This is a genomic window from Mesorhizobium sp. WSM4887, assembly GCF_029625865.1.
Classification (GTDB): Bacteria; Pseudomonadota; Alphaproteobacteria; order Rhizobiales; family Rhizobiaceae; genus Mesorhizobium.
This window is the reverse complement of the sequence record NZ_JARTVP010000019.1, coordinates 25,727-46,540: the sequence shown is the minus strand read 5'-3', so window position 1 is coordinate 46,540 and position 20,814 is coordinate 25,727. Positions and strand designations below refer to the sequence as shown.

12 protein-coding genes and 2 pseudogenes are annotated in these 20,814 nt (G+C 58.2%); 3 read left to right on the top strand and 11 right to left on the bottom strand.

The features are described 5' to 3' along the window. Nucleotides 1-311 precede the first annotated feature (311 nt). From P9230_RS30940 to P9230_RS30920, 5 genes and pseudogenes are all read right to left on the bottom strand, one after another. Nucleotides 312-1,616: pseudogene (locus P9230_RS30940) on the bottom strand (pitrilysin family protein); the annotation flags it as partial. A 1,950-nt stretch (nucleotides 1,617-3,566) separates the two neighbouring features. Beyond that, nucleotides 3,567-4,895, bottom strand: a complete 1,329-nt coding sequence (locus tag P9230_RS30935; protein WP_063169275.1) for a HAMP domain-containing sensor histidine kinase — start codon at nucleotides 4,893-4,895, stop codon at nucleotides 3,567-3,569. Beyond that, on the bottom strand, nucleotides 4,892-5,551 hold the full coding sequence (locus P9230_RS30930; protein ID WP_024505389.1) for a response regulator transcription factor: 660 nt from the start codon (nucleotides 5,549-5,551) through the stop codon (nucleotides 4,892-4,894). Before P9230_RS30930 ends, P9230_RS30935 begins: the two co-directional genes overlap by 4 nt. Nucleotides 5,552-6,170: 619 nt before the next feature. Beyond that, nucleotides 6,171-6,603, bottom strand: a pseudogene (locus P9230_RS30925) (helix-turn-helix domain-containing protein); the annotation flags it as partial. A gap of 244 nt (nucleotides 6,604-6,847) precedes the next feature. Then, nucleotides 6,848-7,306: a response regulator transcription factor gene (locus P9230_RS30920; protein ID WP_224570033.1), complete on the bottom strand. Its 459-nt coding sequence runs from the start codon at nucleotides 7,304-7,306 to the stop codon at nucleotides 6,848-6,850. 751 nt (nucleotides 7,307-8,057) lie between these two features. Here P9230_RS30920 and P9230_RS30915 point away from each other — a divergent pair. Both P9230_RS30915 and P9230_RS30910 read left to right on the top strand, forming a co-directional pair. Continuing rightward, a complete protein-coding gene (locus tag P9230_RS30915; RefSeq protein ID WP_063169274.1) occupies nucleotides 8,058-9,179 on the top strand; it encodes a DUF418 domain-containing protein in 1,122 nt (373 codons plus the stop codon). 1,543 nt (nucleotides 9,180-10,722) lie between these two features. Next, entirely contained in the window at nucleotides 10,723-10,935 is a 213-nt protein-coding gene (locus P9230_RS30910; protein WP_008874821.1) for a cold-shock protein, read from the top strand. 228 nt (nucleotides 10,936-11,163) lie between these two features. Here P9230_RS30910 and P9230_RS30905 read toward each other — a convergent pair whose 3' ends face one another. From P9230_RS30905 to P9230_RS30880, 6 genes are all read right to left on the bottom strand, one after another. Then, a complete protein-coding gene (locus P9230_RS30905; protein ID WP_024505385.1) occupies nucleotides 11,164-11,634 on the bottom strand; it encodes a MucR family transcriptional regulator in 471 nt (156 codons plus the stop codon). A gap of 894 nt (nucleotides 11,635-12,528) precedes the next feature. After that, nucleotides 12,529-13,071, bottom strand: a complete 543-nt coding sequence (locus P9230_RS30900) for a tetratricopeptide repeat protein (protein ID WP_082826568.1) — start codon at nucleotides 13,069-13,071, stop codon at nucleotides 12,529-12,531. 53 nt (nucleotides 13,072-13,124) lie between these two features. Then, the gene (sctV, locus tag P9230_RS30895) at nucleotides 13,125-15,188 is read right to left on the bottom strand and encodes a type III secretion system export apparatus subunit SctV (protein WP_063169272.1); all 2,064 of its coding nucleotides are present in this window, start codon (nucleotides 15,186-15,188) and stop codon (nucleotides 13,125-13,127) included. A gap of 232 nt (nucleotides 15,189-15,420) precedes the next feature. Then, nucleotides 15,421-16,311 carry a hypothetical protein gene (locus P9230_RS30890; RefSeq protein ID WP_024505382.1) on the bottom strand — a complete coding sequence of 297 codons (891 nt, stop codon included), beginning with the start codon at nucleotides 16,309-16,311 and terminating at the stop codon, nucleotides 15,421-15,423. A 117-nt stretch (nucleotides 16,312-16,428) separates the two neighbouring features. After that, nucleotides 16,429-16,671 carry a nodulation protein NopA gene (locus P9230_RS30885; RefSeq protein WP_224570034.1) on the bottom strand — a complete coding sequence of 81 codons (243 nt, stop codon included), beginning with the start codon at nucleotides 16,669-16,671 and terminating at the stop codon, nucleotides 16,429-16,431. A gap of 71 nt (nucleotides 16,672-16,742) precedes the next feature. Next, nucleotides 16,743-17,072: a hypothetical protein gene (locus tag P9230_RS30880; protein WP_081714433.1), complete on the bottom strand. Its 330-nt coding sequence runs from the start codon at nucleotides 17,070-17,072 to the stop codon at nucleotides 16,743-16,745. Between the two features lie 1,348 nt (nucleotides 17,073-18,420). Between P9230_RS30880 and P9230_RS30875 the strand changes: the two genes are divergently transcribed. Further along, nucleotides 18,421-20,535 (top strand): hypothetical protein, encoded by a 2,115-nt coding sequence (locus P9230_RS30875; protein ID WP_224570035.1) that lies wholly within the window; start codon nucleotides 18,421-18,423, stop codon nucleotides 20,533-20,535. Nucleotides 20,536-20,814 lie beyond the last annotated feature (279 nt).

The window sequence follows — 20,814 nt, the reverse complement described above, 5'->3', positions numbered from 1 at the left end:
ATGCACATCGATCCGTAGATGTCGTCGCTTTGCGCGTCCAAACTCATTTCGGCGCCGGCATGGTCGAGCTTCACCTGGAAGGCACCGCTGTCGTAATGGCCAGCGCCTTCGATGAACAGGCCGGCCATCAGTTTGGCCATCCCCTCCTTCCCGACCGGGTCCTGCTTGGTGCCGCCCTTGAAGGCAAAGCCGATGTTGACGATTTCCACTGTGTGGTCCTCCACCAGCCAGGCGATGATGCCCTTTTCGGACTTCACCTCCTGGATGTTCATCGCAGCATGGGGCCGAGCGCCGAGCGTCATCTCTTGATTCTCCGTCTTGGGCAAGAGATAGCCCGTGGTCGAACGGTCGAACGCGAGATAGCGGGCGGCAACTGCTTTGATTTGCTCGGGGGTAACCTTGCGGATGCGATTCGGCCGTTCCTCGACATCCTTCACGGTACCGCCGGTGGCCAGCGTCGAGCCGTAGATGCTGGCGAGCCAGTCCAGGTTGTCTTCCGCAAAGATCATATTGAGCAAATAGTGGTCCTTGGCCTTGCCTAGTTCCTCGTTGCTGACACCATCCTCGGCAATGCGGGCAACTTCGGCAGCGGCCGCCGCTTCGAGATCAGCCAGCTTGGCATCGCCGCGCGGTGCGCCATAGATGGCGAACTTGGTGTCGTCGAGCATAGTGCCCTGGAAATAGACGCGGGCGCTGGAAGCGATACCTTGCTGGACAGCGAGCGCCTGGTAGAGCCGGCCGCGGTTACCGCCGCCGAGAATTTCGGCCAGCAGGTCGAGCGCTTCGGCCTCGCCCGGCTTGGCGGTGTGGTAGGACGGCACCACCCACTGCGTCGAAAAACTGGGCACGCTGACGCGGGCGTCTGAGAGCGTGACGGTGCGCCTGGTGTTCTGCTCGGGCTCAACCGGCCGGATGCGCGGCGGCAGGTCAGGTCCGCGCGCCACCTTGCCATAGGTCTTTTCGGCCAGCGCCCGCACCGTGTCCGGTTCGACATCGCCGGCCACGATCAGCACGGAGTTGTTGGGCCAGTAGTACTTTTCATAGAAGACGGTGGCGTCGACGCGGTTCAGCTGCTCGATCTCCTGCATCCAGCCGATGATCGGGATGCGATAGGGGTGGTTCTGCCACAGCGTCGCGTCGATCTCCTCATGGAGAACGTCCTGCGGGTTGGTGTCGGTGCTTGAGCGGCGCTCCTCGATGACCACATCGCGCTCGGTCTTGACGACATCGTCGGTCAGGATGAGGTTTCGCATTCGGTCGGCCTCGAAGCTCATCATCAGCTCGAGCGCCGACGGCGCCACTGTCTGATAGAAGGCGGTGTAGTCGGAGGAGGTGAAGGCGTTGTTGGAGCCGCCGATCTCGAACACTGCGCGGTCGAATTCGCCGCCCGCATGGTTGGTCGTCGCCTTGAACATCAGATGCTCGAAGAAATGGGCGATGCCGGATTTGCCCGGCGGCTCGTCGGCGCTGCCGATCTTGTACCACACCATGTGGGTGACGATCGGCGCCCGGTGGTTGGGAATGACGACCACCTCCATGCCGTTGTCGAGCACGAAATCCCTCGCCTTGCCGTCCTCCCATGCGACGGGGATCGGAGCCGGCCCCGCGCCGACCAACTCGGACGCAACGGACGTCCTGCGAAGCCCATGAGTGCGGGGCTTGCTTGGTAGTTCTGGTAGGGAGAGTGGGGTTATGGGCTGCGTTCCTGGCAAAGTGATCTGTTCCTCATTTTGAAGGATCTATGTCTCCCGAACGCCTATTGGGAGAAAGTGGATCGGCACGCGACGCCGAGCCACATGAGCCGTCAGCGTGTTGCTGGGCCTGACGCGAGCCTCATCTTTGGATGCGTCCGGGAAACTTTCGGCATGGTGAGGCCATGGGAAGTCTGCTCGTTATCCATTGGGTGTTTGCGGATACCTGAGCATGCCCCGTGCCAAGTAAGAAAGCCCCGATTCGCAAGGTTTGATCCAACCTTGATACTTGCGATATCCGACATTGTCGGGCATCCGACAGAAAGCGCCTTTCGCCGGCGCGCCGGCTATGACGCTCGCCTCCTCCGGCGTGACGACGATCCTTTGGCGGGCGCCGCGCACACCGATCTGCCCGCCTATCAGCACCGCGACATCGAAGGACAGCGCGATCGTGACTGGATGGGTCTTACGCAAACATGCAGCAGTGCCACCGCGATCAGGACTTCATCCGCCCCACAAAGACCCGAGCGCGAGGGACGACGTGTAAGGCAACATGTCATCCTCGATAATGATGCCGCGCATAAAGAGGTAAGGTCCCTCGTCGTACCGGCGAGCCCCTTCGCTGGGTCTCGCGAGGGTCTGGTTTGCGAACGTCGACCGACAGCATCACGGCATGGGCGGCCCCATCGGTAGGCAAGCATTGACCGTGCCATCAGCGTTGAGGCAGCGCAGAGCCCAATTTCCCGGTGCCAGCCGGTACGTTGGAGCTTCAACTGTGGCCAGCCAAGCGGGCCGAGGCCGTGAAACTCCTGATACCCTGGACCGTCCGGATTGCAACGCACGACGCCTTGGTCTCGCGCCAACGTCCATTGACGCTCAGCGAAGCATCATGCGGACGAGCTGGGAAAGCTTGGCCGGGCCGGCGCCTTCCCAGGCGCATGGGACGCGCGACGACCCATGTGGACCTTGGATTTCACTACGCACTTACGCTGCTTTGGCCTTGTCAGCAGCCTGAGCATAAAGCGTGCTCAGCTTTCAGGGCGAGCCTCTTTCATGTTGATAGCATCTGTCGTCATTCAGGATCGCCCCATTTTCGCATGCCGCTTGCAGCTTTCAGACTGTTGTCAGCCAGGGCCGCCATAAAGGGTCTCGTTTAACGCATTCGGGAGGCTTCATCACTCGACCACATTAATTTCGGGCCGTTCGCCGGCGCTCCGAATGGCACTTAACACCAGATCCTCTCCAAACCCGTGATGATCCAAGAGGAAAACGAAAAATCCCTAAATCATAAAAAAGCACCGATACGGTCGGCTCCAGGCTGATGAAATTGCGGTCTCACTGGCCACGCACGATACTTGCGATGGCGATGGCCATTGCAAAGGCCGGTCAAGCACCCAAGACGCTGACAAGCACGCCTCCGACCAAAGCTCGATCGTTGGCAGCCTTTCTAGCCGTATACTTGGGGCATTTTGGGACGGCGATCCGGACGCCGATTAAAACCTGCCGGTCGTCTAAATGGAATGGTTGGTCCGGGTCCTTACTGGACCTGCGCCAACCCGATCGGGCCGGCGCACAGGGGCACCCAGACAATTGGACACGTCGCCTTTGCGCGGCGGCTTGCACTTTCTCGGATGGCCTTTTTTCTCCCCGGGCGAAATCGAGCGAGCGGTGAGGCGGAGCCTTCGATTTTGCCGATCATGTCGTGTCGCTTCGATCGAACTGCTCAGACGATGATAGCGGCATTGATTGCCGCGGCCGAAATGCGTTGTGTGAAGTACGATTTCTACGCCGTATACATACTGCCGTACAGTTCGCCCTGTCAGCAGCCTTGCCAGCAATCCGCCCTGTGTCCAACTGTCGTCGAATTCACCGGTGTCATTGAGGAATTCGTATGATCGCCTCGAAACCATCATTGCGACCGCGGGCGGGCGACGCAAGCTCTAGACTGCCACCGATCCGCTGGATAACCATGTTAGCGATATGTAGACCAAGGCCTGAGCCCGCAGCAGGAGTAGCACCACGACTAAATCGCTTTGTAAGCCCTTCGAGGTCGGGGAGGGGCACCACCGGTCCGGCGTTTGCAATAGCGATGGTTCCATCAGTTTGGACGGAAACTGTTGTCGGAACAGTGGGCAGTCCATGTATCAGCGCATTCTCGATCAGGTTACGAAGGAGGATCCCAAACGCATCGACATCCACTTTGCGCATCAAAGTGGGGCAGCCGTCGACGTTAAGATGCAGGCGTCCGGCATATTGCGGCTTTTTCCTCAGGTCATCGATTTCCAGCCGAACCGATCGGACAAGATCGATCGCGTGATCCGCCATGCCAACCCCCGATTCGGCTTGAGCGAGCTGAAGCACTTTTTCGACAAGGCGGCCAAGGCTCGACAGCGCTTGCTCGATGCCGCGCGCACGCATTTTGGCCGACCCATTGGGAAGCTCGGCCACTAATCTCTGCATCTGAGCGATTGAACCTGCGATCGGCGTGCGCAGTTCATGCGCACTGTTTGCGGCGAACTCGCGTTCGGCCTCGAGAGCCGCCCGCAGACGATCGAGAAGCCGATTGACGGATGCCGCGATTGGAGCCAACTCTGCCGGGAAATCGCCCAAGTCCATTGGTGACAGATTGCCGCCGTCGCGCGATCCGATCTGCTGTCGCAGTACCTCGATTGGCCGCAGCGAGCGCCGGATCACGATCCACCAAACAGCTAAGCTAAAGGGCAGGAGCACGAGTGTCGGAAGGAAGACAAAAAGTGCGCCCTTCGCGATTGTGGTACGGCGGCCATCAAGCGGTTCGGCCAACTGATGATACACGCCGTCTTGGATCTCCTCTGTGTAGACGCGGTAATCAGCGTTTCGCCAAAAGCCGTTACTCAGGGGAGCATCAGGGAAGGGCTGCTGACCCTCTTCCGGTTCAGAAATAAGCACTACCCCGTACTTATTAATAACCTGCTCACGATAGGTCCAGTACTTTTCATAAGTTGGCAAGTGGTTATTGTATTGATCAACGTGTTTTCCATTCAAGACCTTGATCAGCTCTGGTTCTCTGTACTCTGCGCTCCCCTGGAGCAAGTCATCCGAACTTTCGTTTACATTATTGCAAAAAATGAACGCAGCAATGGTTGGGGCGGCGATCCAAACCAGGAGCGTTGCCCCGCCTAACCACGATATCAGCTTTCTCGTCATGCTGTTCGAGTTCGTCATGTGACCACGAGCCTGTATCCGGAGCCACGCACGGTTGCTATTCTATCCCCGCCGATCTTCTTGCGGAGCCGGCTGACATAAACCTCCACTGTGTTGCTCTCGAACTCCGAATTGAATGAATAAAGCGCGTGCTCGATCCTCCCCTTTGAAACGACCGAACCGGGCCGGCGTAGAAGGCAGTCGAGCACCGCCCATTCGCGTCCAGACAGGTGGACCTCCTGCCCGTCGCGGAAGAGGCGTCGCTCGGCTGCCTGTATGGAAAGCGTCCCAACCGAAAATTGCGGCTCCGGAAAATGCCCTTGGCGACGTGCCACTGCACGGATGCGTGCCGAGAGTTCCCCCAGATCGAACGGCTTGACCAAATAGTCGTCGGCGCCAGCGTTGAGCCCCTCGATGCGATGCGAAATCCGATCGCGGGCTGTCAGAATGATGACCGGCGTTGTATCAAGCCCCTTGATCAGCTCCCGCAGATAGTCGATGCCATTGCCGTCCGGCAGGTGAACGTCGAGCAAAATAACGTCGTAGCCGGCCACAGCTGCATGACCGCGCGCTCCGGACAGGCCCTCGGCCCAGTCGACCGCGTGGCCACCAGCCACCAAATGATCGTGCACAGCACTTCTAAGGTCGTCGTCGTCTTCAATGAGCAGTATTCGCATCAGGCTGCCGAGCTCCGGTATGAGGGCAAGGCTCCTGCCTTATTGATCGAAGCTGACAGTAGGCTGAACCGGCGCCAGCGAATATCTGGGGGCTTTCAGGCTGCTGTCAGCTACAATTGCAAGAAAGGGGTCGTTAACAAAGCCAAACGAAGAGGCCTTATGAAACCCCTCCTGATCTCGGCACTTTTGCTCAATGTGACCACCGGCGGCTGTACACTGGTTGGCGGGCAATTCGACGTGGCGGTCAACGAATGGCAGCCGCGCCACGCGTCAATGTCCAGGCTTGAAACTGACAGGTGTCTTAAATACGAGGGCACCGTAGCGGGTGCCTCCAGTTATCGAACAGTGCCTAGCAGGTCAGAAGTGCACTTTGACCATAGGGGTCGTCCGTATTTTCGGCGCTCGCGAACAGAGTCGACGGTCAATCGATGCGCCACTGCCAGAGTCTGGAACGGTCAAGTGTTTGTTATCCCCCGTCCGGGCCATATTCTCTGCCGAGGACCAAGAAGGCCCTATTTTCGGTGCCCACGAACAGAGCCAACGGTCAATCGATGCGCCACTGCCAGGGTCTGGAACGGTCAAGTGTTTGTGATCCCCTGTCCCGGCCGTGTTCTCTGCCGAACTCGCCCTTGTAGTCGGCACACCAAAGATCGTTAGGGCGACAGCCGTTTGAAAGTGGTGTCCCCGTCGCCCTGTTGCGCCTGCGCTTGCGGCGCTCGACCATGCCGTGGCGGTCGAGCACGGCATGCACGGCCGAGATCGCGGGCCGGTGCACATCCGGATACAGCCGGGCCAGCCGCTCGCGTATCTTCGGCGCACCCCATGTCGGCTTGTCTTGCTTGAGGCGCACAATCAGCTTCTCGATTTGAAACGGAAGCTGATTGGCGTGGCGATAGGGCCGCCGCGATCGGTCCGTCAGCCCTCCAGGCCGCTGTCGTTGTAGCGCGTGAGGATCTTGTAGCCGGTCTTGCGCGAGATATCGAACTCCCGGCAAAGCACCGCCATCTTCTCGCGTCCAGCAGCCGGGCGACGAACTTCAGCCGCTCTTCCATGACGTTACACTCCTTCCAAGGCACCTTGCTCTCCTTGCAAAGGGCCGAAAGTGTAACCCATCTATCCGGAATGAACTGTCACCCATCTCTCGGGAAGGAAAGTCATGGCCAAGGCAACTGGAAGCCGAATTTTCTTTTAGAGTATGAATCAGCGCCGTCTGCCGAAAAGCGCGTCCACGATCTTCCCTTTTGAAACGACCGTGCAGGGCTGGGGCAGACGGTAGTCGAGCACCGCCCATCCGCGTCAAGTCAGGTAGACCTCCTGCCCGTCGCGGAAGAGGCGTCGCTCGGCTGCCTGTATGGAAAGCGTCCCAACCGAAAATTGCGGCTCCGGAAAATGCCCATGGCGACGTGCCACTGCATGGATACGCGCTGAGAGTTCCCCCAGATCGAACGGCTTGACCAAATAGTCGTCGGCTCCAGCGTTGAAGCCCTCGATGCGATGCGAAATCCGATCGCAGGCTGTCAGAATGATGACCGGTGCCGATTCAAGTTCCTTGATCAGCTCCCGCAGATAGTCGATCCCATTGCCGTCCGGCAGGTGAACGTCGAGCAAAATAAGGTCGTAGCCGACCACAGCTGCATAATCGCGCGCTTCGGACAGGTTCTTGGCCCAGTCGACCGCGTGGCCACCAGCCACCAAATGATCGTGCATAGCACTTCCAAGGTCCTTATCGTCTTCAGTGAGCAGTATTCGCATCATGCTGCCGAGCTCCGGTATGAGGGCAAGGCTCCCATCTTATTGGTCGAAGCTGACAATAGGCTGAACCGGCGGCAGCGAATTATTTGGGGAGCTTTCAGGCTGCTGTCAGCTACAACTTGCAAGAAAGGGGTCGTTAACAAAGCCAAACGAAGAGCCCCTATGAAACCCGTCCTGAACTCGGCACTTTTGCTCAATGTGACCCCCGGCGGCTGCATCAGCAAATTGATTTGGGAAACAGGCGCGCCGGTTCTAATGACCGACGCAGGCCGAGGTCTGGAGCTGGACCAGCGAACGGCGTCTTCGGTTTTTCAGGCAACAGCCACATGGAAGAATATGATTGGCTCGACCATGCGCCGAGCTTTGTCGAACGGATTGGTCGCGGGCGCACTACCACAGATTATGGCAGGTTTACGCCCTGGCCTTGACACCCGGGGTGATCGTCACCGGCGGAGCCGCGGCGTACTGATCGGATATCTAACGTCGCTGAGTCTCTCGTCGGTGCAGTGGATCTCTCGGCTTAGCCATCATGCAAAAAACGACGGTTCCGCGACACCACTTTTCAGGTCCGTGACACAGGCTTTGTGAGCCGATCTGTTGTTCTTACCCCAGGCTAATGGCTGAACAGCTCTGTCGCCGGCTCGATGCGCCAGATGGCGCGATGTTTTGAACCCTTTCACGAGGCGACGGCAGCAGCCGACCGGCTCTCCTATCGCGGCTCCCGCGATCCACACACCCAACAAGGGAATCTACCATGGTAATGAAGGCACCGGTTGCCGACGCTAGGAATGGGTCGGTAGTAGATCGGCTGGTCGGCATCGACCTCGCTCGGGGCCTGGCTGTCTTCGGGATGTATGCCGCCCATCTCGGTCCCGACCCCGGCGAAGGAGGACTAGTCGGGTTTCTGATGGAACTAACCCATGGGCGGCCGTCGGCCCTGTTTGCCGTATTGGCCGGTTTTTCAATCCTCCTGATTACAGGTCGCAAGGCGCCGAAGTCGGGGATAGCCGGTAGACAGGCCATCGCCAGAGTCGCAATTCGTGCCCTTGTTTTGCTCGCGCTTGGCTCAATCCTGGGCTGCCTCGGTACCCAGGTCGAAGTCATCCTAGAATACTACGGAATTTGCTTCTTGTTGGTATTGCCGCTCCATCGGCTCAGCGCATATCAGCTGGGCTTGATCGCTGCCGCTACGGCATTAGTTCTCCCGCAAGTCCGTTCCTCCCTTCTGTCGGTTGCCCCCAACCTCCTCGACCCGGTCTTCAACCTCATGGTCAACGGCTACTATCCCGCGGTGACCTGGGTTCCTTTCCTCATCGCTGGCATGGCCATCGCGCGCCTTAATCTTAATACGCTAGCAGCGCATTGGCGCCTTGGTCTGGCGGGGGTCGCGCTGGCCGTGTTGGGCCATGGGGGATCCTTGCTCGCGCTGAGTTCCCGCGCTTTGACTGAAACCTCCTTGTGGTGGTCTGACGTTGACGGCGCTTTTGAGCCTTCCAAGTCGTCATTTATAGTCAAGTCGTCATGGATAGCCGCACCTCATAGCGAAACGACGCTTTCGATCGTGGGCAGCACCGGTTGCGCAATGATCATCTTGGCGGCTTGCATGCTCGCTGTGGATGCGCTCCCGCGTCTGCGAAAGCTGGTCTGGCCAATAATCGCAGTCGGCTCGATGTCTTTGACGGCCTATGTGCTGCACATTGCGGGAATAGCCTATCTTATGAAGATAAACATTTTCAAAGACGAGAGCCTGTCCACGCTCTTTGGCTTCGTTGTGGTTATCAGCACTTTTGCGGTGCTTTGGCTGCGCATCTTCCAGCGAGGACCGATGGAAGTGCTGATGGGTAGGGTCGCAGATCTCGCGCGTCACATCCGCTGAGCACCGCCGCGCCCCGGCCTCCCGATCACATTACGGACAAGGTGGGGCTTTGTCCAAAGCTTGTTCGCGGCAGGGGAGGGTACTTCCTCCCAGCCTGCCGCCTTGTTGATGGAAGCTAAAACGGTCGCGCAGGCGCTAGAGTTGCATCGGCATAATCAGCTTAAACTCGCGAAGTTAAACCCGCGGTTGGTCTATCTCGGCCCGCCTCACCTGAAAGGCTAAGGTATCCGTTTCGGTCAAGGGTTTTAGGGGCCATTTTCGCTGCGCCTTGAGGAGAGCGTTTGCTAGGATGAGGAGCTTTCGCAACAAGATGATGACCTTTGCGGGTTTGCCTGCCGCCTTTAGCGCCTGGTATTTTGCCTTGAGGTCGGGGTTGAAGCGCAGGGCGAAGGGCCGGGCATGTAGAGGGCCTGGCGAACATTGGCCCGGCCGCCCCGGATGAAGGCGCGGCCGCTCCATTTTGCCGAGGCCGGCGAGGCTTGCGGCCTTTGGTTCCGAGTTCCGGCATGTCGATGGTGAGTGTGCAGGCGGTGGCATCCGATGCGCCATATGCTGGTCAGGATTTCGCGGCGCTGGACAGCGTCGGGATCGGCTTTCATGAGGGTAAGCATCGTCTGATCGATATCGCTGAGTTCACGTGGATCTGCTTCCAGCCACTCGTTGTTGTGGCGCCTGAGCAAGGCAAGCGGTCAAGGTCTGGCTCTGGTGCTGGCTGCGGTGCGATCCCCGCACGGGCCAGGTGCCGATCGTGTCGACGATCCACCTCGCCGCGACCAGAGAGCTGCTACTCTCTTCCGCTGTTCATTCTGGCCTCTTCGCAATGAATGTCATAAAATCACCTGTCGCAATTAATGGTTTTTGATTTGGCTCCTACAGCTGGCAGATATCGCCGAGAGTTCCGCAGAGAGCGTCGAAAGTTTTGGCCGCCTTCTTCCGCAGCCGCGCCTTGAGTTTTGAGCAGACCTGTCTTGATCGGGTTGAGATCGGGCGAGCATGGCGGCAGGATCAGGAGCCAGTGCCCCTTTGGCCAACCAGTGGGCGGCGCGTACCTTGCCGACAATCTGGGGTTCCGAACCCGACAGTTGGTTTTCAACCCGACAGTGGCCCGCCTCAGAGCAGGCTACCGCCCTTCGGAGCAGGCAGAAGCTAATCGAGGTTCGCGGGTTCCGGTTTGAATGTGCAGGTCGCTGCGCGCCTGATCTTTCGGTCTGGCGGCACATGACAAAAACTCTCATTTTGGCCGACGATACCCGGTCAGGAGCGGGTATCGCAGTCGAGAAGCGACCCGAGCACGTCCACAAGATGTGCCGAGTTTGCAAGGTGTGTCATTGTTTCTGTCAACGTTCGAGCGACAGCGCACGACGAAACGTCTGGCATACGCCTCGTCTGGCACGCGCCTCGCATATGTTGCAGTTGCTGCTGGAGATCAGGCGATCGAGTGGGCCTTGCAATTTTCCGATTTTGATGCGCCTAAAGTCTCGTGTACAAATCAGGCTGGCGTGAATGGCCTGCCTAAGTTGCGACTTATTACAAAGGAATGGATATGGCGACTGGAACGGTGAAGTGGTTCAACAGCACGAAGGGTTTTGGTTTTATTCAGCCTGACAACGGCGGTCAGGATGTCTTTGTCCACATTTCCGCTGTTGAACGAGCGGGCCTGTCGACCCTTAATGAGGGCCAGAAGATCAACTACGAGGTGGAACAGGATCGCCGCACGGGAAAGTCCTCTGCAGGCAGCCTCAGCAAGGCTGGCTAACGGTCCGGGAAAGCCTTGGCAAGGTTCGTCATCGCCGGAACGCATTGACGGCTCGAAACCCGGGCCGGAGCATGCAAGTTAATGCCGCGGCAGGGATTGCTGGAGCCATCATGAATTACTCTGGAAATGAGGCTCTTGGACGGGAAAGGCGGGGCTCATCCCCGCCCTTTGATTCCGCGCAGATTGGGCCAACGGCTGCTGCGCGTCCGAACGACTGTTGATACGGATTTAGGCTGCGACCTTCTTGCGGGTCCGTTTCGCCGGCGCCGTGGCTGGGGCTTCCGGCTCTTTCGGTTTGCGGCCGAGTCCCATGGTCTTGGCCAAGGCGGAGCGCGCAGCGGCGTAATTCGGCGCCACCATGGGATAATCCGACGGCAGACCCCATTTGGCGCGATATTCGTCTGGGGTCAGACCATAGTGCGTCGCCAGATGGCGCTTTAGCGATTTGAATTTCTTGCCGTCTTCAAGGCTAATGATGTAGTCCGGTTCGATCGACTTTTTGATCGGGACAGCAGGTTTTTTTACAGGCACAGGCTCTTCTGCCGGTATGAGTCCAGCCGTGCCGTTTAGAGCCCCGTGCACTTGGGCGATCAGGGCAGGAAGCTCCCCCGCCGGGACGGGGTTGTTGGAGACGTAGGCTGATACAACATCGGCAGTGAGCTCGATGAGGATGTCGGTCTTGTGGGGTTCTTCTGTCATAAACTTCTCCGGGCAGCTTGAAACACAGTTGGGCGAAGTGTCGCTTCATAGTGGCGGTTGCCGCTGAAAGCAAATGGATCGACGGGTGCGCTGCTCCTCCACCATTGAAGTCTCGGCGACGCATCCCGTCATCGTCCATCGCTAAAGGCAGCGTATTGAATTATGGGAGCGGTCGCGCCCGCCCCACCATAGCGATACAGCAAGACAATCAAAAAAGCCGGTCTTTGCTTGGCCCCAAATCTTTTCTCCTTTCGTGAACGCTGAGCTGCCAAGCTGCTACAGTTCACCTCGCGGGGCAACCGTGCACAACACAGGAGTTGCCCGAGCGATACATTCTTCACTTGCCGCTTATCAGCGCTGGTGATTGCACTTTGCAGCCTGCCTCCGGACCCGCAGCGCTCACGCTGTTGGTTTTGCGCCTGCAGGCGTCGGAAGTCGGATCGCCGCAGCTAATTTCCTCAGGCGGACGAATTCAACAAATCGATTGTTTGGATCGAAGGCATCCACACCATCGATGCCTCTAGAATATGATCCAGCTACAATCACCGTGCTGTAATGGCAGGGACGGCCAGCACAAGCGCGACACGATCCGGCGGGTCCATCGCTGCGTTACGTATTCATGGCTACTGCATCGGGCGCTCGGTCGACCGCCTTAAGCCAGGTCGCCGCATTGCGAGACGGTGACCGGCGAGGGAGAGGGCGCTCTGGCAACGAAGCGAGGCGGGTGGCCTTGCGGGTGGCCGCGTGATGTCATCCGGCTCTCCTGCCGATCTCTGCCGGCCAGATCTGGAGCAACTGTTTTGCATAGATATGGCTCTCTTCAGGGGGCCATCTATGATGGGAGCCGAGCGCGTGTTCGAGCCGGGGAACAGGCTGCGCATGCACTGTGCCCACCTATTGCGATCGTGCTAACCTTGGTTGTTCGGACTTGCCGTTAAAGGCAAGCGACAGATTGAAGTTATGCTGCACCATCTGATTGCCTGGCTCGTTTTCGAGAGCTCGCCGATACAGGGCCTGTGCCGCGTCATGCCGCCCCTCAATGTCCAAAATCACGCCCTTCGCATTCAATGCACGTACGTTTCCTGGGGCTGCAACCAAGACGCTGTCGAGCACCTCAACCGCTTCGTGCGGGCGCTTCTGGCCCACCAAGGCATTTGTAAGTCGTATCGCCGCATCAACATTGTCCGGGTGCTGCTTCACCTCATCCCGCAAAGCCCGCTCTTGAACATCCTGACCAACTTCGCGCAAAATGCGTTCGCGCATAGCCGGATCGATTTGATCGGCGCTGAGCAACTCGGGGGAAGATGTCTCCTGCACGGAAAGAGCCGGCTTTTGCCAGCTGGCGCAACCGCCCAAAGGCAGAATGGCGAGTACGGCAAAAAGAAGTGAGTTCCGGCGCAGAAACATAGGCGATGGAGAAACTGTATTACTATTCATGTTATCTCTCAGTTATCGGGGAGGCGCGTGGCGTTCAGTTAGGAAAGGTGGGACTACTCTAACAATCCGCTGTTCGATCCGTGCGGGAGTGTGACGGATCCTGCGGGGCGAATTGTAAAGTCGGAGGCGAGGTCTTGATAAGACAGCACGGCGAGATCAACCCCGTTTCGCGTCAGAAAGCCGCGGACGAAACGTCGGACATCCATCGACGTCAACAGAATAGGGCGGGTTTGACCCGGTTCTGCGTTCGAAAGGACCTGACGTATCTGTGATAGCATCGCTTCGCTTTGCCGATCCTCCAGTGCGAGATAGGGGCCTGCATCCGAATCTCGAACCGCGCCACGCATCACATCCTCGCTCTCGCGCTCGACGACCAGGGCGGACACGATGCCCTCCGTGTTGGCATGGCGGTGGCAGATCTGTCGCTTCAAACCAGAACGGACATATTCCGTCAGCAGGGCAACGTTCTGCTCACGCTCGCTCCATTCGGCCAATGCCTCCAACACGAGACGGGTGTGGCGGATTGGGATACCTTCCTCCAGGAGGCGGCGCAGAACATCGGCAATCCGAGGAATCGGCGTCGTGCGTAGCACCTCTTTCACAAGCTCAGAATATTCCTGCTCCATTCGGCCCAGGAAATGTCGGGTCTCTTGGATGCCCACCAATCGCGGTGCGTAGCGGGTCAACGCTGCATGGACGCGCAAGGCGAGGAGTTCGCCGGGAGCCCTATGCTCCGTGCCGGCGCCCGTAAGGGCCTTTGCAGGGGTATGTTCAACCGGGAGTCTGTCCGTTTTCGGCTCACGTCTAAGGGGGACACCGCTCGAGTCGACGTGCGCTACATCGGCTCGGAGCGCCATCTGGTTTGGATCTAAGGCGTCCTGTTCGACTGGCACGCCCTCGACATCAATTCGGAATTGCGATTCAGGCAGCTGCTCGTCAACCAAGACAGGGATGCGAGGAACGATAATGCCCAGATCGGCTGTGACCAGGAGCGAAACGCGCCCAATATGTTTTTGCAATTCGGCTTGATCGACCGCCTGCATAAGATCTGGCGCTAGAAAAAATGCGATCGGGAATTCCTTCGCAGGCGCGGCTTGCTTAGGCTCCGCTGCAGTTCCACCTTTCGCATCGGCAGTGCCGGCGCCCAGCACATCAGCCTTGACAATGCTTACCGCAGCGAACACTGCGGCCAGCATCAGAAAGACGGGGAGGGGAAACCCAGGAACGAACCCCATTACAACCAGGACGCCGGCCGCCAGTCGCAAGGCTCGAGTGCTGGCCGTGAGCTGACTGACCATTTCTGTACCGAGGTTGATCCTCGCCGTCCCAGTCACACGGGTGACGATGGTCGCCGCAGTAATGGAGAGCAGAAGGGCCGGAATCTGCGATATCAATGCATCGCCTATCGTCAGCAGAGTGTAGTGATGCAGTACCTCGCCGAAGGACATGCCCTTGGAGAGCAGGCCGATCGAAATTCCACCCAGCATGTTGATGCAGATAACCACCAGCCCGGCGATGGAATCGCCCTTCACAAATTTCATCGCGCCGTCCATCGCGCCATAGAGTTGGCTTTCCTTCTCCAATTCGGCGCGCCGCCGGCGGGATTCGTTGGCATCGATGTGGCCGTTGCGTAGCTCTGCGTCGACCGCCATTTGCTTGCCCGGCAGAGCATCCAGCGTGAAACGCGCCGCCACTTCTGCCACCCGTTCGGCACCCTTCGCGAGGACCATGAATTGCACCATGGTGACGACCAGAAATATGACGAAACCCACCACGATATTGCCTGAAATGACGAAATCGCCAAAAGTATGAATAATGCTGCCGGCCTCCCCCTCGGCCAGGATCAGTCGCGTCGTTGCGACCGTGAGCGCGAGACGGAATACAGTGGAAATCAAAATAACGCCGGGCAAAGAGGAAAAATCAAGTGGAGTACTGACATACAGGGCAACCATCATCAGCAGTATGGCCAACCCCATATTGAATCCTATCAGGGCGTCGACCACCACGACCGGGATAGGCATGACCATCATCGCGACAGCCAGAAGCAGCATCAACGCAACCATTAAATCCGGGCTGGCCGGCGCACGCTTGATGAAGTCACGCAGGACGTTGGCCATCGAGACACCTTTGCAATCGGTTGAGACTTACTCTGCTGTTACGCCATGAAACGTGGCTTTCGAACTCCGAAGGCGCCTCAGCCTTGGCCAGCGCGTGACCCTGCATGAGAGCCACAAGCAGGCGCGAAATGGCTGGGCAGCAAATGTTTCCAACGCAGCCAGCTTGTCAGCACCGAGCGCGACAGGATGTTTGGCTGGCCATAGAGTGCTGCTTGATGGGGCCTGCGAGCTTTCAATATTGGAGAGCAGCAATGCGGCCATTCCTGCTCAGCAGCACACGGCTGTCCTCAATACGTTCGACCACCCATCCATCAGCCAAAATGGCGCCGACAAAATACTTCTCGCTGTCGATGACAATATATGGTTGGACCCCATGCCACACAGCTTCGACCGCGATTGCGGATGGCGCCTTCTCCTCTTTGATGAGCACTCCGTTCACCAGTGTTAGAGTACCCTTGGTGCGACGATCGAACGATTGCTGAAGCTTCTGCCAACTGATGACCGATTCAGACGTGACGGTGCCTTCGGCGGTCACAACACCCTTTGCCGACCCAATCTTGACGTCGAGAAGACCCGCTCGATCGACTTCCTCCTGCAGCTCTTGGGCCGCTGCCTCCGTAAGTTCATTGTCAGCGCGGTGACTGATCGTTCTGGACGCGACTTCAGCCCGAAGTGAATTGGGGCTCGATCCACTTGCATTGCCAAGATAGGAGATCGTGCCTGAAAGCGCGCCGATCCCGAGTGAGCTGATTATGACCATGGCGAGCACACCGATCGGTAGGCGCGGTATGCCGGTCGAACCAGGCGGCTCTGCATCCTGCACGGACAAAGCAATGGACATCTCGCCTACGAGCAGGACGACAGGAAGGGGCACAACAACGGACTGGCCTGCGGCGATATTCCGGTTGCCCTCGATACTGAGTCCGGGTGCAAGCGCCTCCAGTTCGATCGACTTGCCAAGAAGAGTTACACGAAGGTGATGCGGTGCCAGTCCCTGCTCGACAAAGACCAAATCGGCATCGAAGCCGCTGCCGATTAAACACTTTTGAAGATCCGTCTTGCCGGTCAGACCGCAATAGTGCCCCGAACGCACTTCGAAACGGAGGGAAACGGCGTCATCCACAGAGCATCTCTCAAACAGGATAGAAGCCGCATGGCAATTGCCATGCGGCTCATTTCGGGACTACGTCGCGTCAATAAGGAGACGCGCTAGGGGGCAGTCTAAAACCCGCTTCCGACATTACGAAACGCGTTCGTCGGCGGCCTTCTTGATGGTCTGGAGATTGGTCGTTAGAGTGCGCAACTGGACACTCCTTTTCGTCGCCTCCAAGCTAACATTGGTTAGTTCCTGCACTTGCGCCTGAAAAGCAGTAGCATCAGCTCCGCTTGTATTGCCGGGAGTGCCACTGTTAGTTTTATCGGTATTGCCGGCGCTACTGGTATTGGTATTGCCTGATTTTTTATTATTATCAACTGCAGCCATGATCATTCCTTTTTCTGTTGGAGTTGTGCCGTCAATAACGGCCTGTATGACCTCACGCCGGATTTCCCGCGTCAGGCATCTTCTGTGTCATCCAAAGCTTCATCGGCCTCAGCCATCGCATCGTTCGCGAATTGGAACGCGAACGATCGCAGGATACTTTGGAAGGCTTCACTTTGTGCTGCAGACTGTGAGTTGTCTTGAAGTTGATCATTTGAAACGGTCCGGTTATCCGCCCGATCGTTCCCGCCAGCTGCCTTGCCATCATTCCCACCAGCTGGCTTGCCATCATTGCCATCAGCCGGCTTGCCATCACCAGAATGCTCGGATTTCGAATCCCCATGGCCCTTTCGGATCAAGGAAGTCCCGAGGTTGCCAACTCCACTCCCAATTGCTGCTATCATCAGGTACTCCGGCATTTGCCATTGGCGGCGACGTGTTAAAGGTTAGCCTCGATCAAGCTAAGGGCGGGAGCTTTCGAGAACCTGACGGCTTTTGACAAAAACCGGCCAGCGCAAAAACGTATGCTCTGCAGGATGTTGCTCTCGCATCGAACAGTCGACCACGATCTCGGCTGTTCGGCCAATCCCGCCGTCCACGCATGCCGCGACCGAATGGCAGCCGCAGCAGCTCGTTTGCATCCTCGATGCTGTGGTGTCGAACAGGAGACACGGTCCACGTGCTGCATGACCGCAATGACCGTATTCTTGCTGGCTCCACGGGCGCACGCAACGAGCAGGAACTCGGTCTTTGCATCACCATTCTCTCGCCTGCACATCACGGCCCGGCGCGGTGAGCTCATTGGCTTCGAGAAGGTCGGCGACCGTACGAACATGGGATGGTCTGCCGGCTTTGGGAGGCCGGTGCGGATCCTCTTCTCACCATATCGAAAGCTTGAAGCGGTCGGATTTTCTTGCCCTGTTCGTGAGAACTCCCATCGTCAGCTAATCGTCAGCCAAGCGGTCTATCTAGGCCGGCCGTGCCTGACCTTCGGATCCAAAGGTCCCGTCTCGACACTTTTTGTAACTATAGATCGAAATGGTCCGCGTGATACGCAACGCACACGCTTCTCTGAAGCAAATGTGTGACTTTGTCGGTGGCGAACGAGAGGAGTGACGCATCAATAAAATCGTCAGGCACGTGTCTAGGAAGGGGAGCTAGCCGAGTTGGTCTGATTTCATTCGCTGTTCCTGGAAATCGGCGGACTGAAGCGCTGATAATCTCAGGACATCGATGGCAACGTTGCGAAAGTCCTGTGAGCTCGGGCCAATCTTGGCCTGCTACTGAGAAGCACTTTGGCGGGAACATTACGCCGTCGCGGGTCTGGCTGACCGTGACGTTAACCGAAAGATGCCGCTGGTCTCGTCAGCCGCCAGCACAATAGCAGCACATTCTCGCCTACTACGGAGACGCAATATGAAGGGCATTGGCCGACCACGGAAATCGCAGGCTGAAACTGGAGCCAGCCGCGCGGGGCGGGCGAGCAGTTCCCTTTCGCAATCAAGTCTTGCTGCGGGAGAAGGTGGACAGTCATTCGATTCCGTTGTGGAGCAGATGCGCTCTGGGGACGCCGATAGGAGGCCCTCCTCCCTTCCAGTTGCGCGCGGTCCAGGCGATGCCCGCGAAAGTCTGCCAGGCGCCTCGATTGGCGAAGATCAAATCCTGAACACACCGCCACGTGGAGCCGCTGCGCCACCACGCGGAACCGTAGCGCCACGTGGCGCAGCCGCAAGGCGGCGCGGTTCTCCCTCCATGTCTGAGGGCGAAGCCATGGCGCCGGTCGGTAGCCAACTATCAACCGCGCAGGTGGAAGGCACCAGCTCATCGTCAAATAAAGATATCAGTCCGACACAGCTCAGAATGAACAGTCTTGTTCAACAACTGACTGATTGCGAGGCTGCGGCCAGGAAAACCGACGTCCCCGAGGAGGCGGTGGAGCTGATCAGTGGGGTCGTCGATGCAGCCTCAGCAATTCTGGAGTACCGCGCTAGCCTGCCTGCGGCTGAGGCGCAGACAATTATGCCAGACGACAAGGTGCGTAGATGTTGCCAGATCGTGTGCGACGCCGCGAATGAAGTAGACAAACTTGGCCTGTCGACGATCACGAAATTGGACAAAAAGACCAAGAAAGCGGCAGGTATGGTCGATAAACTCTACTCCTACTCCCAGGCGGACCGGCAGGAGCTGTTGATTTTAAATGTGGAGAACCACCATACGGCGGCAATTAAGTGGTGGGAAAAAAAGGCATGGCGCTCCGAACGGCAGCGATCCGCCTGCGCTGCCACCGCTAGCCTATCCAGTGGAACGCCCGTGATGCGGGAAGCCGAGCGGTGCGCACTGCGGCTGCGTGCCGGCTCGGTACTGAGTGTCAGGATCTGGCTGGTCCGTGAGCGGATCGGTCTTGCGCGGGCCAAGATTGAACTGCGGGCGAGCAGGTTCGAGCCAGATTTGAAGGAACTCCTCGTCGGTCGAAATGGAGTGGTGCAGCTGATGGCAAGCGCCGCTCAAGAAGCTCTTCGCGCCCTCTCTTTGGCGAAGGGCATAATGGATGATGGCAAAACACTCAACGCTCATGATTGCGCGGTTGTAGAAAAAATCATGGAGCGGCTTTCGGATTTTGGATTGGCGTTGCACGAGGTGCATACCAAGCTAAGCCATACCTACCCAGATGCCGGCCTCCCATTGAAACTGTTCGAACGGATCGTGGACGATGCATGGATCACTGCGCACGATGCCATGCACTTGTTGAACCTGCAGTCTCCGCCGTCAGCCATCATGGCGCCACAGGCCCAGGCGGGCGCTGCGATGCCGGCCAGGGCAGGCGCTGCGATACCGGCTGACACTGCTGGTACGGCTGCAGTGTCAGAAGGCACTACAGCGCGAAGGAAAGGGAAGTCAAAGCATAAGTCGGCAGCTCGCGCCGGGACTTCTGCCGCCGGGCAGCCATCAACACCAGTCGCTGCGAACGCCGGCACAGTGCCAGCAGCCAAGGTTCTCGCGCGCTCGGATCAAGTTGCGAGTACACAGGTGAGAGCGCAAGAGGTGGCTGCGAGTTCGTCGGGGGCAGGCTCGACAATCGGGGGCGCCGCGTTGTCAATGGAGGTATTGACGGAGCGGCTCAAACGATTGGACGAACTTTTGCAGTTCGATCTGGCCGGTCAGCAAAGCGTCGTCTCCCAAGTGCGCCAGATGAAGCCTGAGGAGGCCGGTAAGGTCGTGGACGATGTGGCCCAGTACCTGCGAGCCCAGGCCATTGAGATGCAAACCTGTCTCGCCGGGTTGCAGGGGCGTAATGTACGCCTGCTACTCACCTCCACCCAGCTACCCAAAGTGCACGAACGCACAGACCAGCTCAAAGGGTTGCTGAACATGGTGCTGGGACAGGCCAACGCATTGAATGAAGGAAAAGCCGGCATTACGACTGATTGCATGAAGACCTACGCATTTCCGGCGCAAAAATACCTGGAACATTTGTGCAATGCCGACGAATTGATGCCGCCGGAGGCACCGGTCGCGCTGCGTGGCGAGCCAGGAAAGCTGTTTGAGATGAAGCTGCAGCCCAAGATGCTGGTCAATGGTGCGATGCCGAGCCCGATGTGGGTGCACATCCACACGAGTCGCCCCGTCATGGCCAGAAACTTGGAAGGGCTGGCTGATTCCGAATTCACCGCTTGCCACGTTAAATCCAACGAACAGCGCGGCTACAATCGAGAGCGAGAGGAAGCCGATGCTAGGTCCGGTCGCGAGAAGGTCATAATTCATCGCGGCAAACTCACCCCCGCTTTCTGTAAGTCCTTGTTGACCTCAGGGCTTGGCCGCCAACCACGCCATTCGCGTGCCGAGCTCCCGTCGGCGCAGGCTGCATGACAGGGCACTCAGAATGCGGCCGGCCACGCTGTGAGTCAGCGAGCATTTCTCCTGGCCAAACCGCGAATGCCGCTGCGCGAGTTGCGGTCCGGCGATTGGAGTCGATCGGCTACCGTCAGGGCCGATTTGCGATGTCGCGTTACCGGCTGTTGACGTGGCGGCGTATCTTGCCTCCCATCCAACTTATCGCCGAGATCGCGCCGCCAAGATCGAGGCGGAAGGTCTTCCTGCGAGCGCGGAGCAGGCATAGCCGATCCGATCGGGATCGGCGCATCGCAA